The organism is Flavobacterium branchiarum (assembly GCF_030409845.1).
In the GTDB taxonomy this organism is placed as follows: domain Bacteria; phylum Bacteroidota; class Bacteroidia; order Flavobacteriales; family Flavobacteriaceae; genus Flavobacterium; species Flavobacterium branchiarum.
The window spans coordinates 1,344,488-1,359,924 of sequence record NZ_JAUFQQ010000005.1; the positions used below are offsets into that span (position 1 = coordinate 1,344,488).

At 29.7% G+C, this 15,437-nt stretch carries 13 protein-coding genes; all 13 read right to left on the reverse strand.

The features are described from left to right. Window positions 1-10: 10 nt before the first annotated feature. Entirely contained in the window at window positions 11-2,683 is a 2,673-nt protein-coding gene (locus tag QWY99_RS17745; protein ID WP_290267056.1) for a TonB-dependent receptor, read from the reverse strand. A gap of 65 nt (window positions 2,684-2,748) precedes the next feature. Beyond that, window positions 2,749-3,489, reverse strand: a complete 741-nt coding sequence (locus tag QWY99_RS17750) for a GLPGLI family protein (RefSeq protein ID WP_290267057.1) — start codon at window positions 3,487-3,489, stop codon at window positions 2,749-2,751. Between the two features lie 103 nt (window positions 3,490-3,592). Continuing rightward, a complete protein-coding gene (locus tag QWY99_RS17755) occupies window positions 3,593-4,333 on the reverse strand; it encodes a GLPGLI family protein (protein ID WP_290267058.1) in 741 nt (246 codons plus the stop codon). A 103-nt stretch (window positions 4,334-4,436) separates the two neighbouring features. After that, a complete protein-coding gene (locus tag QWY99_RS17760) occupies window positions 4,437-5,177 on the reverse strand; it encodes a GLPGLI family protein (RefSeq protein WP_290267059.1) in 741 nt (246 codons plus the stop codon). Window positions 5,178-5,243: 66 nt separating this feature from the next. Continuing rightward, window positions 5,244-5,495 (reverse strand): hypothetical protein, encoded by a 252-nt coding sequence (locus QWY99_RS17765; RefSeq protein WP_290267060.1) that lies wholly within the window; start codon window positions 5,493-5,495, stop codon window positions 5,244-5,246. An 869-nt stretch (window positions 5,496-6,364) separates the two neighbouring features. Further along, entirely contained in the window at window positions 6,365-7,081 is a 717-nt protein-coding gene (locus QWY99_RS17770; protein ID WP_290267061.1) for a GLPGLI family protein, read from the reverse strand. 61 nt (window positions 7,082-7,142) lie between these two features. Further along, entirely contained in the window at window positions 7,143-7,364 is a 222-nt protein-coding gene (locus QWY99_RS17775; protein WP_290267062.1) for a hypothetical protein, read from the reverse strand. 864 nt (window positions 7,365-8,228) lie between these two features. After that, window positions 8,229-8,945, reverse strand: coding sequence for a GLPGLI family protein (locus QWY99_RS17780; protein WP_290267063.1), 717 nt, complete (start codon window positions 8,943-8,945; stop codon window positions 8,229-8,231). A 61-nt stretch (window positions 8,946-9,006) separates the two neighbouring features. Further along, window positions 9,007-9,144 (reverse strand): hypothetical protein, encoded by a 138-nt coding sequence (locus QWY99_RS17785; protein ID WP_290267064.1) that lies wholly within the window; start codon window positions 9,142-9,144, stop codon window positions 9,007-9,009. Between the two features lie 340 nt (window positions 9,145-9,484). After that, a complete protein-coding gene (locus tag QWY99_RS17790) occupies window positions 9,485-11,668 on the reverse strand; it encodes a TonB-dependent receptor (protein WP_290267065.1) in 2,184 nt (727 codons plus the stop codon). Window positions 11,669-11,928: 260 nt separating this feature from the next. Beyond that, window positions 11,929-12,333 carry an alternative ribosome rescue aminoacyl-tRNA hydrolase ArfB gene (gene arfB, locus QWY99_RS17795; RefSeq protein WP_290267066.1) on the reverse strand — a complete coding sequence of 135 codons (405 nt, stop codon included), beginning with the start codon at window positions 12,331-12,333 and terminating at the stop codon, window positions 11,929-11,931. Next, entirely contained in the window at window positions 12,333-14,441 is a 2,109-nt protein-coding gene (locus QWY99_RS17800; RefSeq protein WP_290267067.1) for a DUF4301 family protein, read from the reverse strand. Before QWY99_RS17800 ends, arfB begins: the two co-directional genes overlap by 1 nt. Further along, window positions 14,402-15,025 carry a nicotinamide riboside transporter PnuC gene (gene pnuC, locus QWY99_RS17805; protein ID WP_290267068.1) on the reverse strand — a complete coding sequence of 208 codons (624 nt, stop codon included), beginning with the start codon at window positions 15,023-15,025 and terminating at the stop codon, window positions 14,402-14,404. Before pnuC ends, QWY99_RS17800 begins: the two co-directional genes overlap by 40 nt. Window positions 15,026-15,437: the final 412 nt, after the last annotated feature.

Sequence of the window (15,437 nt, forward strand, 5' to 3'; positions counted from 1 at the left end):
GAAATACGGTTTAAAGTTTATAGTTTACCGAAAACAGAATAGCTCTAGGCAAAATATATGTATTTTGCTCACTGATCATATAATCCGAAAAGGAATAGCTGTTTTTATTTTTTACATCAAACAAATTATTAACTGATAGTTCAAAACCAAATGGGTTATTTTTCTTTTGATAAAAAAGTGATGTATTTGCTATATCATAGAAATTAGATTGTTTAACATTATTTGTATTTTTTAAATACTCATAATCTATTTTATATGTCCAAAACTTCAAAATTGTTATTTCGAATGCAGTTTTTAGGACATCTGTTTGATATTTAGATTTTGTCAAACCTGAAAACTCACTAAAACCTTTCTCATAACCTATACTCAAATCTGGCCATTTTCTAAAGACTGTTTTTAAAACTAACCCTACATTCTGACTATTTCTTTCATTGTTTGTGGTAACATCATTTAGAGTCTGAGAATATTTAAACAATGACAGCCTTGTATTAAATTTTAAATTAAATCGATAAATTTTTTTAGATACAGAACCCGTAAAACCAGCATTAGTCTCTGGATTATCTGTTAAAATCGGAGTATTGAATTGGTCTATACCATCCAATTGAACTTCGTTTCTAATTACTTTTACTTTCTTAGAATAATTTAATATTCCGTTCCAGATAATTCCTCTATAAGAATTTATTTTTGAGTATCGTAAACTTGCCGAATGGTATTTTTCATTTTCTAACAATGCATTTCCTTTATATACTGCATTGTAAAATTCTAAAGTATATCTATCTGCTAGTTGATTTACGCTAGGGAATTTATTTTCCAACTTATAAACAAAACTTAAGGTTTCAGACTTATTAAACTCGTAATCACTATTCCATTGTGGTTGAAACAATGCTTTGGAAACAGTATTACTACCGCTATTTTGATTTGTAATTAAATGGTACCAATGCAAATAAAGCCCTGGCTTATTTATCCATTTACCTATCTTAAACTTATATTCAACGCCAACATAAGCATCATTTAATTTGTAGCTAATATCATTACCAAAGCCCGCAGTTGCAAAATCATTAATAGAACCATTTGTTAAAATTTGTTTCTCGGATGTTATGAAATTAGATTTCTCAAAATTATTACCAACATTAGTATATAAATGATTGGAATTATTGATAATCCAATAATGTTTAAAAAGAGCATCTATACTATTTACCTCAGATTTTTTTACTTGATTAATCGTATAACTTTCATCTTTAATTAATGGTATTAGCCCTTGTAAGAAGGGTTGATCTGTAAACCAGTTATTTGTTGGAGTAATTTTATCATAAGCCTGATTGACCACAAAAGTTGTTGTATGATGTGCATTATGACTTTTATGCCATTCGATATATTGTTTAACTGATGCGTTATCTGCTTTATTGATTGTTTCAAAAACACTGGAACCTAAATTAGTAACAGAATTCAAAACGCTTTTTAAATCGTTAGTACTAGACTGATATTGCCCGTTATAATACCATTTTTCTTTATTAGTGGGAGAATAATCTAATTTTATATTCCCTATTCCTAATACAGTGGTATTATCGGCATTCCTTATTTTATTTTCATAATCAACGGTACTATTGCTATTCAAATATTCAATGTTATTATCAATTCTTGAAACTGTAAAAACTTTAGAAAGTATTCCGAACCCGGATACGATAAGTTTTGGTGAAAAATCATGACTAAAATTAAAAGCACTAAATTGTGATTTACTTTGAACTACATCTGTATTATCTTTAGCTAAAGAATATAAGTTTGTTAATTGTTTTCGACCTGAAAGAAAACTACTAAAACCTCCACCAAAACGCATTAAATCATCAAAAGCAAAAGTGCTTTTCCCAACATTATTGGCATCACCGATAAAACTAAAATTTGTTTTTGGAGCATAATAGAACAAAGAAGCGTGAGCTAAATAAAAACCGTTATCTCCTGCCCCTGCCTCGACACCAGCTTGTAAATCTCCAAAAACAAATTTTTTCTTATCTTCTTTTAGCTTTACATTAATAGCCAAATCATCACTGTCTGAGACTTGCTTCATAAATCCAACTTCGTTAAAATTGTCAATTACTTCAATTTTATCCAATGCATTCGCTGGAATGTTCTCTACCGCGAGTTTAGTGCCACCACCAAAGAATGATTTCCCCTCCACCAACATTTTAGTTACTGGTTTTCCCTGAACTGTAACGTTACCTTTTTTATCAACCTCAACACCAGGAAGTTTTTCTAGAATTTCTTTCATTTTGCGCTCATTACCATTCGAAAAGGCTTTGACGTCAAAAATCAGAGTGTCTTTTTTTACTATAATTGGCTTAAAATCATGTTTAATCACAATTTCCTTAAGATTTTCTCCCGAAAATTTTAATTTAAAATCATGTGATTTTTTTTCAGATTCAGGTTCTAAAATAAAGACTTCTTCTAAGAACCCAATATAAGAAACTGTGATTTCGTATTTTACATTTTTTTCGAGCTCTAATCTATAGCGCCCTTTATTATCTGCAATAGCAAATTTTAGGCTGGCTTTTTCTTGCAATGGTTTTGCAATTACATTAGAAGATTCTAGGGGCTTATTAGTTTCGTCAGAAACTATGCCTTCAAATGTTTTCGTTTGGGAAAATGAAAAAACAGAATAGAAAAATAAAAGTAGTACGAGTTTATTCATTTTTTTGTTATTTAACCAGATCATAGCAATCATTTTCTCTTGGTTGTTTCGTAGAGAGATAAGACTTATTTTTCACTATCTCTTTTTTTACTCAATCTTATTGCACCTGCACTGTTTTGTGATTTCTGCTTGTATTCTTTTTTTGTTACCGATTTTCCTTTTGGAAAAATAATATCCAAATATTCTTTCTCGATGGTGATTTTAGTTGCAATAAAAGTGGTTAACTTATCAGCTACCAGTTCTAAAATAAGCCCTGGCAATCCACAAAACTCTTTGGGGCCAAAAGAATACGGCAAACTAGGCGCAAACCAAGCTTCCGTTTTTGAAATTCTTGATTCCCCATATCTATTAACATAAGGCGTACTTAGAATTGCTTTATAACACAAATAATTGCCTATTTTTTTTGATTCGTTTAAAATTTCCCAATTTTTATTAATACTATCATGAACCAAAGTTCCATCGTGCATTTTTCTCAACTCGATGTTAGCGCTTAAATTAATATATACATCGTCAGCAGAAGTATAGGATAATTTTGCTAACGTATTTGTTTTTTCATCAAAACTTGGATCAGAATTCAAACTCTCAATATTTTTAAAACTTGATTCATTTTTGTTAAATCTTAATTCAAATTGTTGCTTTCTTGCATACTCTATTGATTTTTGAAATAATTCAGCCCATTCGCCTGTTAATTCAGACTTAGCTTTATCATCATCTATGATATTTAATTGTATCGAATAGACAACGATACCTGATTGTGCAAATAAAAGATTTGTAAATAGTAGTAAGAAATAAAATGTGTTTTTCATAAATAATATTATTTTTCGAGCTCTAATCTGTAGAGCTTTTTATTATCTGTAAAAGCAAATTTTAGGCTGGCTTTTTCTTGGTTGTTTCGTAGAGAGATAAAACTTATTTTTCACTATCCCTCATTTTACTCAATCTTATTACACCTTCACTGTTTTGTAGTTTCTCCTTGTATTCTTTTTTTGTTACCGATTTCCCTTTTGGAAAAGTAATATCCAAATATTCTTTTTCAATGGTGATTTTAGTTGCAATAAAAGTGGTTGCCCTATCTGCTAACAGTTCTAAAATAAGTCCTGGCAATCCACAAAACTCTTTGGGGCCAAAAGAATAAGGCAAACTGGGCGCAAACCAAGCTTCCGTTTTTGAAATTCTTGATTCCCCACTTCCATTAATAAAGGGTCTACTTAGAATTGCTTTGTAACACAAATAATCGCCTATTTTTTTTGATTCGTTTAAAATTTCCCAATTTTTATTAATACTATCACGAACCAAAATTCCATCGCGCATTTTTCGCAACTCGATGTTAGTGCTTAAATTAATGTATACATCGTCAGCAGAAGTATAGATTGATTTAGCTAATGAAATTATTGATTCATCAAAATTTGAATCAGAATTCAAACTCTCAATATTTTTAAAACTTGATTGATTCTTGTTAAATCTCAATTCAAATTGTTGCTTTATTGCATACTCTTTTATTTTTCGATCTGTTTCAACCCAATAGTCTGTTAATTTAGACTTCATTTTTTCATTTCCTGTAGTGTCTAATTGTATCGAATAGACAACAATACCTGATTGTGCAAATAGAAAATTTGTAAATAGTAGTAAGAAATAAAATATGTTTTTCATAAATAATAGTATTTTTCGAGCTCTAACCGATAACGTTCTTTGCTATCAGCAATAGCAAATTTTAGGCTGGCTTTTTCTTGGTTGTTTCGTAGAGAGATAAAATTTATTTTTCACTATCCCTTTTTTTACTCAACAATATTGCACCTGCACTGTTTTGTAATTTCTCCTTGTATTCTTTTTTTGTTACCGATTTTCCTTTTGGAAAAGTAATATCCAAATATTCTTTCTCGATGGTGATTTTAGTTGCAATAAAAGTGGTTAACTTATCAGCTACCAGTTCTAAAATAAGCCCAGGCAAACCACAAAACTCTTTGGGACCAAAAGAATACGGCAAACTGGGCGCAAACCAAGCTTCCGTTTTTGAAATTCTTGATTCCCCACTTCTATTAATAAAGGGCCTACTTAGAATTGCTTTGTAACACAAATAATCGCCTATTTTTTTTGATTCGTTTAAAATTTCCCAATTTTTATTAATACTATCACGAACCAAAATTCCATCGCGCATTTTTCTCAACTCAATGTTAGTGCTTAAATTAATGTATACATCGTCAGCAGAAGTATAGAGTGCTTTTGCTAATGAATTTATTTTACCATCAAAATTTGAATCAGAATTCAAACCCTCAATATTTTTAAAACTTGATTGATTCTTGTTAAATCTCAATTCAAATTGTTGCTTAGTCGCATACTCTTTCATTTTTTCAAATGTATCTAACCATTCGCCTGTTAATCCTGACTTCATTTCTTCATTTCCTATAGTATCTAATTGTATCGAATAAACAACGATGCCTGATTGTGCAAATAGAAAATTTGTAAATAGTAGTAAGAAATAAAATATGTTTTTCATAAATAATAATGTTATGCATTAAAAAACACTACCAAATTTATTTTGATAGTGTTTTAATTTATTCGTTTAATGACACTTTGCTATAAGCTCATTTAAAAGATTAATATCTTCTTCTTTGTCTTGCACTTTAAGACTCTTTACATAAAGATCGATTGCAGCAAGTTCACAAGCTCTAACTTCATCCCCACCATAAAAGACTTTAATTTTATTTTCTAGGATTGTTGCCCCTTTTACTTCAACACCTACCTCAAGGGTATTTGCCATCGAAACTCCACAAAACGCTACCACTGCCAGAGCGGTAAATACTAATTTCTTCATAATTAAATTGGTTTAAATTTATATGCTTTTTTTTGGTTAACCATTATAAATATCATAAATAATTAACACAAAAAGAAACATGGCTTCGTTTAATTAACAATTAATTAACATTACGATACTTGCTAAATTAACATTTGACCATCATTACATTGTTTAACATATTAACTCACAAGTGATTATACTTAATTATTGTTAAAAAACAAATATAACTTACAAAACATCTAGGATATGTAATAAAATATCTCATTAATGTATGATTAAAATCAAATAAATCTGAAAGTTTAAACCTTTTTTTATTTCTTAAAATTCTTTTCAAAATCTCAAAGTCAATTCTGCTAAAAAGTTAATTCTTACTTGAAGATAAGACGCTGGAGAAATATCCAACATATCTTCGTTTGAAACATATTTTCAAACCGAATATTAGATATAAACCTGTAATAAAAAATTGATTTTTTGGATTTAAAAGAAGGGGAATATTTAACACTAAACTCAAAATATAAACTTGATTTTTAGCAACTATTTTTGCTTCTAACATTAATCTAGTTCCTTCATCCTTTATTGTTTTCTTATGTACTGGCAATAAAGGCGTATAAGAGATACTACCCGATTTTCTAGATTCTATGAACTATTTTATCTCGGTATAAAAGTTGAATTTTTCATATACTCATCAACTGTAATAACTTTGCCTTTTGGAAATTTAATCTCAATTGGATGCTGCTTTATATCTATGCTTTTTATAATCGTTGTAGTTCCTTTATCTACATCAAATAGCTCTAATACCAAACCGGGTAAGCCAATAGTTTAAACAGAAAGTTATTTTATCGAAACAAAAAAAACACAAAATTGTTTCTAATTTAACATACAAATCCTTATTTTCTTAAATTATTAATATTATTATCGTTCGTTTTCTCGACTATTTTATAAAAGTCATCCTGCGAAATTATTTTCCCTTCTATTTTATTAATTTTAATTTTTAATTTTTTACTAATCTCTATTCTTGAAGCTAAATAAATCATTTTATCATCTTGTAATTCTAATATTAAACCTGGCAATCCACCAAATCCTTTTGGTCCAAAATTCATTGGAATAGTAGGACAATACCATGCAATTACTTTTGCAACATTATCTGTTTTTTTTAACCAAATCTTCCTTTCAGTGATTGCTTTATAACATTTGTAACCATTAATTAATTTTGTTTCATTAACTAATTCCCATTCTTTATTTATATCTCCCCAAACATTGAAAAATTCTCCTGAAAATTCGATAACCTCTATTAATTCTTTTTTATCATTATCTCTATAATACTCCTTACGACCAGCGAAAGACCTTGCTAATCTTGCAGCCCTTTCATTAAAATCAAGATTTGCGATTAAATGAAAATAGGAATTATTATTACTTACCAACAACTCATATTCTAATTTTTTTATAGCATCATCAACGCCATTAAACGAAACACTCAGTTTCTTTAAAGCTTCTCTATTTTCTATTGATCCATCAGTTGGCAAAACTATATAATTTACTTTGGCTAGATTTTGTGCTGTTAGTGCAAAAGAAAAGAAGATAAAAACAATATATATATATTTCATACAATTTAATTTTAATCCGTTTAGATATATGACCTAAACGGATTATTAATATCAATAAATTTTAGTGCCCCATACACTCTTTATAAGCTGCCCAAGCTTCGCCAGGAGCATCATAGTCAAAACCCTGGCTTGCAAATTCTATATATGTTGCATGATACACTCCAATACAATAATCACCTACAAGAAAAGAAGAATCCATCTCAGATTCTATATTATTTGTATTTGCCATCGAAACCCCACTAAACGCTACCACTGCCAGAGCGGTAAATACTAATTTCTTCATAATTAAATTGGTTTAAATTTATAAGTTTTTTCGGTTAACCATTATAAATATCGCAAATAATTAACGCAAAAAAGAATACATCTTTGTTAATTTAACAATTAATTAACATGTGTGCGCTTATTAAATTAACATTTACTCATCGACACATCATTCAACATGTTAAATTACAGGTAATTACATTTAACAATTACTAAAAAACAGATATAACTCACAAAAAAGTAAAAAATATTAAAAAAATACCTTGTTAATATGAAATTGAAACCAAATAAGTCTGAAAGTTTAAATCTTTTTTATTTCATAAAAAAACTTTAAACTTTCAGAGTCAATCCTACTAAGTAGTCAATTCTTGCTTGAGGATAAGGCGCTAGATAAATATCCAACATAGCTTTGTTTGAAGCATATTTGGTGTCCAAAATATTATTTAGAAAACCTGTAATAAAAAATTGATTTTTGGATTTAAACAAAAGGGATTATTTAACACTAACCTCAAAATACAAACTTGATTTTTAGCAACTATTTTTGCTTCTAACATTAATCTAGTTCCTTCATCCTTTATTGTTTTCTTATATACTGGCAATAAAGACGTATAAGAGATACTACCCGATTTTCTAGATTCTATGAACTATTTTATCTCGGTATAAAAGTTGAATTTTTCATATACTCATCAACTGTAATAACTTTGCCTTTTGGAAATTTAATCTCAATTGGATGCTGCTTTATATCTATGCTTTTTATAATCGTTGTAGTTCCTTTATCTACATCAAATAGCTCTAATACCAAACCGGGTAAGCCAATAGTTTAAACAGTAAATTGTTTTGTCGAAACAAAAATGACAAAACTGATTCTGATTTGATATACAAATACTTATTTTGGTAAAATATTGATATTATAATCGTTCGTTTTCTCGACTATTTTATAAAAGTCATCCTTCGAAATTATTTTCCCTTCTATTTTTTTAATTTTAATTTTTAATTTTTCACTAATCTCTATTCTTGAAGCTAAATAAATCATTTTACTATCTTGTAATTCTAATATTAAACCTGGTAATCCACCAAATCCTTTTGGTCCAAAATTCATTGGAATAGTAGGACAATACCATGCAATTACTTTTGCAACATTATCTGTTTTTTTCAACCAAATCTTCCTTTCAGTGATTGCTTTATAACATTTATAACCATTAATTAATTTTGTTTCATTAACTAATTCCCATTCTTTATTTATATCTCCCCAAACATTGAAAAATTCTCCTGAAAATTCGATAACCTCTATTAATTCTTTTTTATCATTATCTCTATAATACTCCTTACGACCAGCGAAAGACCTTGCTAATCTTGCAGCCCTTTCATTAAAATCAAGATTTGCGATTAAATGAAAATAGGATTTATTATTACTTACCAACAACTCATATTCTAATTTTTTCATAGCATCATCAACGCCATTAAACGAAATCCTCAGTTCATTTAAAGCTTCTCTTTTTTCTATTGATCCATCAGTTGGCAAAACTATATAATTTACTTTGGCTAGATTTTGAGCTGTTAATGCAAAAGAAAAGAAGACAAAAACAATATATATATATTTCATTAAATTTAATTTTAATCCGTTTAGATATTTAACCCAAACGGATTATTAATACCAATAAATTTTAGTGTCCCATACACACTTTATAAGCTGCCCAAGCTTCGCTAGAAGCATCATGTTCAAAACCCTCGTTTACAAATTCTATATTTATATCATGATACACTGCAATGCAATAATCACCTACAAGAAAAGAAGAATCCATCACAGATTCTATATTAATTGTATTTTTCATTAATAACCCACTGAAGATTAGCACTGTTAAAGTGGTAAATAATTAAATTGATTTAAAATCATGTCCTGTTTTGTTAACCATTATAAATATCATAAACAATTAACGCAATAAGAAGTATAAACATATTAAATTAACCGTTAATTAACAAATGCATGCTTACTAAATTAACAAACAATAACCATACACTAAATGTACTTCACGAAAAATGCATTAATCCCAAAGAAAATATATTATTTGTATTCCATTAAAACCAAAAAAGCCTGAAAGTTTAAAACTTTCAGGCTTACTATTTTTTTCTTAAAAATTCTCTTTAAAATTTCAAAGTCAATCCTGCTAAGAAGTTAATTCCTGCTTGAGGATAATACGCTGGATAAATATCCCACATAGCTCCATTTGAAACATATTTTTTGTCCAGAATATTATTTACCAATCCTGTAATCAGAATTGATTTAAAAATAGATTTTGGTTTTATCTCATAAGAGACATTAAAATCATTTACAAAATAATCCGCTAATTTAGCTTCTGGCAACTCTATATTGTTCATGTATTGTTCTCCAACAAATTTCTGCAATAAGGAAAGATGCAAACTCTTAATCGGACTATAAACTATAATATTTCCAACGATTACTGACGGAGAATAGGCAATATCTGTTGTTCCGTAATTTTGACCTTCAACAGCCAAATCAACATTTTTATTACTGCTTAATGTAAAGTTTGGTCGAATTAAGAATTTTTCAGACAATTTAATCGTCGCATCAACTTCTAACCCTAAACGGTAACTTTTATCCGTATTAGAGCGTATTGGCGCACCAACATCATCTAATCTTCCTGTTAGAATTAATTGATCTTTATATCCCATATAATAAACATTCGAGCTCAATTGAAATTTCTCTGAATTAAATCTCCAGCCTAATTCAAAATCATTTAATTTCTCAGGCTTGACATTTCCTCCTTCGTAATCGGTTCTGTTTGGCTCACGATTAGCTCTTGCATACGAAAAATACAAAGTGCTATTTTGATTTAGTTCATAATTTAAACCCGCTTTTGGGTTAAAGAAATTAAAAGTATCATCGACTACACCCGTATCATAACTGTTCGCTTTATAAGTAACTCGTCTGTATTGTAAATCTCCGTAAAAACTTAATTTTTCTGTAACTTGATAATTCGCTTTCGCAAAAACATTTCCATCGGTCTTTGCCGAATAATCATCATAATAATGATCTCCTAACTCTACCTTTCCCATGTTTCGTGCCCAGATAACTTTTCCGAAATGATCGCCTTCGTACTTATTCCAGCCTCCACCCAAAATAACATCTAACTTATCGTCTTTATATTTTACAGAAAAAGTGGTTCCGTAAAAGTCATTATCTAACCATTTCTGACGAATTAAATCTGTACCTGGAACTAATTCTCCTTTATCGTTTTCAACCATTTTAGTAGGCTCAATTCCTCCATAACCTTCAACAGCCGTGTTGTATTTATAATTCTCATAATAGCCCAATCCCTTAGTATAATGGAATGCTAAGTTTGTACTCCATTTATCAGAAACAGATTCGCTCCAATGCAACTGGTAATGGTCTTGCTTGTAATTATCGGTTTCATTATCATAAAAATGAACATTTCCAGCTTCATCTTTATACTTTCCTGCAGAGTTATAAGTTCGGTCAGTATTTAGTTTTTCAGCATCAATTCCGTTCCAAGATTGATATGTTCTTTGATTTCCACCAAATACCAATGCTTTAATTAAAGTCGTTTTACCTACATAAGTTCCTTGCAAGAAATAAGATTTTAGATCTGAGCTTGCTCTATCCACATAACCATCCGATTTTATTACAGACAAACGTCCTGCGATTTCAAAATGATCATTTAATAAACCTGTACTAAACTTTACATTATGCTTATGAGAATTGAAACTACCGAAGGAATTTGAGATTTCTCCATTGCCTTTTGAAGCATAATTATCTGTTAGCATATTTAAGCTGGCTCCAAAAGCTCCTGAACCATTTGTAGAAGTTCCAACACCACGCTGTAATTGCAGACTCTCTACAGAAGAAGCAAAATCGGGCATATTAACCCAAAATGTACCTTGGCTTTCAGAATCATTATACGGAATCCCGTTGATGGTAACATTTACTCTTGTTGCATCGCTACCACGCACTCTAATACCGGTATATCCCATACCGTTTCCTGCATCGGAAGTAGTAACTACTGAAGGTAAATAATTCATTAAAATAGGAATGTCTTGACCTAAATTTCTAAATTTGATTTCCTTTTTATCCATATTACTGAAGGAAACAGGCGTTTTTGTAGTAACACGAACTGCAGAAACCAAAACATCATCAAGTTTATTGACTTTGGTTGTGTCTTGTACTTGTGCAAAAGAAAAAACAGAATAGAAGAAAGAGAATAGAAAAAAAAGAGATGGCTTATAGTTTTTCAACTTTGAACCTTTGTGACATAGTACCTCAGTACTTTTTTGAAAAATAGTTTTCATCCGTAAAAAAATTACGAATAAAAGGGGGAATTATTCTTTTTGTTAAATTAATAAATGTGTTTCTTACGACAAAATAAAGTGTGCACGCTAAAATTTGTCGTTTTTTCCCTTAGCAACATTACTCGCTCAGGTTCTTTGGGTATGATCTCAGCTCGTTATTTAGAGCACCCCTTTGAGACGTGACAAAAGTAGAAAAGATTTTTACATTTTCAGACTCTTTCTGTATTAGATTTTTTAAATTAATTAAAATCGAAAAAAAATTAATCTAAATTTGGTTTTTTACGAGATTGTTTAATATCTGAAACATTCTTTTTATCCTTAATTCTCTTGCGAATTACAGATTTAGGAATCTTTGTCGCTTTTCGAGGTTTCTGGATTATTAAAGCGTTTTTAATCAATTCTAAAAATCGTTTTGTTACAATACTTTTGTTTTTTAACTGACTTCTGTCCTCATCACAGGTCAGAATTAAAATAGCTTCTAATGTTAATCTTGTTGCTAACTTAGTTTCCAAAAGTATTTTTTCTTCATCTGATAAAGCTTGTGAGTTTCTTAAATCAAAAGTCAAAACCACCTTTGAGGATACTTTATTCACATTTTGTCCACCCGCACCACTACTACGAACGGCTTTGTAAGTTAACTCGGTAACAATTTTTTCTATTTCCATTATTGTGGCTGGTGTGCTGGTTTTAATAAATCATTTACCGTTTTTACAGGATTAAAAGTGATTATTGGTACTGCAACAAAAACGGTTAACCAATTTGCCATTGCTCCGTTCCATAAACCTGGTAATTCATATCCTTTTACAATATCCTTACCTATACTTTTCTCTACAATGAAACCAGCGTTTTTATTGACAAATTGCTTTAAATCAAATTTTTCATTTTTATAATTTTTTGTCCCACAAACTAAATCGACTGGATTAAAATGTGTCGCATTAGCTAAAATTTCTGTTTGATTTTTATCTGTTAAATCTACTTGCGAAGTTTCAACAATTTGGGGTGATATTAGGCCTTTTTCATCCTTTACCCAAAATGGTCCTCCTCCTGGTTCTCCTTCATTTTTAACCATTCCACATACACGAATTGGCCTATCTAAAACTGCTTTTATTTTATCAACTTTATTCTCAAAAGTTAGACTTCCAAAATTCATTTCTAAATTAAGATTTCCCTTTAAAAACAGTATGACATCTGCAACTCTATCCTCTGTAATTGTATTGTTTTCGATTTCGTGCAAATAACCAAAAATCTTATCCTGTAATTCTATTAATATTCCTGCTAATGCTTTTTTGTATAAAGAAATTTCAACTATATGATTCTGAATTACATTATCTATATTCTTAATAAAAATAATATCTGCATCAAGATCATTTAAATTTTCAATCAAAGCACCGTGTCCACCTGGCCTAAAAATCAATTTTCCATCTTCTGTTTTAACTGGTTTATTCTCTAAATCAACCGTAATTGAATCTGTACTTTTATTTTGGTATGAATAACTAATATTAATTTTTGTTCCAGACTCTTTCTCTAATCTTTCTTTAACCGCACTAACACATTTTTCAAATTGACTCTGATGTATTTCTGAAACTGTAAAATGTAAATTCGATACCGAATTTGAACTTGCATAATGAGCACATTCGTGCAAATGCTCCTCTATAGGATTTGCAATATGTGTTTTATATTGATGAAATGGTAAAACTGCTTTTGGCTTATTTGCAAAGTCAAAATAATCTGAAGCCAATAGCATTTTTATAAAATAATAATTTTTATGATCTACGCTTAGAAAATCAAAGTCAGGATATACCTCTTTTAATTTTTTATCCACAATTTCGAAAAAAGGAAACTTATCCATGCCTATAATAAAAAGAGACAATTGACTTTCTTTCTTTCTGTTGATGTAGGCATTAATACTTTCTTTTTCGATATTGAAATCATTTAAAAAAGTACTCAAAAACTTAAACATTCTACTCGCAGCTCCCGATGCTGGAACAAACTTTTTTAATTTTAACTTTGATTTACTTGCATCAAACAAAGAAGCTTTTGCTTCAAAGTCAGCTTCTGACAAGCTCAAAATTCCATTTGAAACTGTTGCTGGACTTATTAGATTGCTTTTATTTATTCCATTTTTAAAAATCTGCAATTGTTCCTTTATCTTTTCAAAAGGAATACCATGCTCATAAATTTGCACAAAATCGGCAGAAGTAAAACCTAATTCTTTAGCAAGTACCAAGTTGTTAATAATTTCTACTGCTTTAGCTAAGCGAAATTTTTTATTCCCCGAAAGGGTTATATATGGCTTTTTAGTTGCTATTAATGTTTCTTTAAAAACAGAAAAAACAGATTCTCTTTCTTTTGGACTATCCCGTATATCGTCTTTCTCCCAAGGAACATCGATATCCGTTAGAAAAAATAAATCGTATTCATGTTCTAATGCAGCCTCGTTTAACAACGGATTACAGTAATTATAATACATCTCTGAGAATACCTTGGTCACCATAAGATTAGTATCGCAAAATAAAAATTTATTTGCTAAAACTAATTTATCGTTCTCTAATTTGGTTTGTCCATAAGCAATAGGCATCATATCTTCTTCTACACAAATGTGTTGGTTTTCTTCCCATTTTTCCTGAAGATAATCACGTGCAAACTCAGGCACCCATTCTGTTTCATAATACGAAGCAAGTTGCTTAGCCAAAGTTGTTTTACCAGTACTCTCTGGACCGAATAAAGCAAATTTTAATATTCTTGTATCTTGTTGTCTAAGATTTTCTTCCATTCTAAATAAGCTGAAATAGCCAAAATTGTAAAAATTAAATATTGGAATGCTAACATTCCTAACCCACGATAAGCATATAAAGGCACTACAATAATGTCGCCAATAATCCAAAGAGTCCAATTTTCTATTTTTTTCTTTGCCATATACCACATTCCGGTAAAAAATATGCCCGAAGCCAGAATATCGACATAGTTATCTTTATGTAAGTCGTAATCAAAAAACTTATAGATTCCGAAAACTACAAAGACTGTAATACAAAATAGGGCAATACCTATTATCTTTTCTTTATTATTGGTACGTGTAATAGGTAAATTATCCTCTTGATCTGTTCCTTTTGACCAATTGTACCAGCCATAAATACTCATAATCGAGAAATACGCATTAATCATCATATCTCCCAAATAGCCGGCAATATAAAGCAAATAAACCGAAATTACCGTAGCGATTAATCCTGTAGGATATACCAAAATATTTTCTTTTTTAGCAAACCAAACACTTAATATTCCAAACACAAAGACAAGAAACTCAAGTCCTATATGCCAAAGTGGAACATTTTTATACGCATTAAGAAAAAAATCAATCATTGAGTTTGTTTGTTTTCATTATATAATACTTTGCTTAGGATTCCTAAAACTAATGTCATTTTCAATAGCTTTCTGAATTTGCGACAAAGCTACAATTCCGCCGCCAACAATTAATAGGAATATGTAGATTTTAATACATAAATTGAATCATTTCTGACAGAACTGTCTGTTTTTATTCTACTTTCTATTAAAAGTTATTCACTTAGTATAATTCCCAAATTCATTTATTTTTAATCGCTGTTGTTTGAACCTGAAATTTGCAGTGGATCTCCTTGGAAAAATTCAGAATAGCAAATTAGTTTTTAGTTGAAAAGCTAAATCTTCTAAATGGTATTTTTTCAGCTCTATAACGAGTGTAAAAGTAAAAGTTTTTTAATGCAAGAGAACTATTTTGAATCAATTATATTTGTGT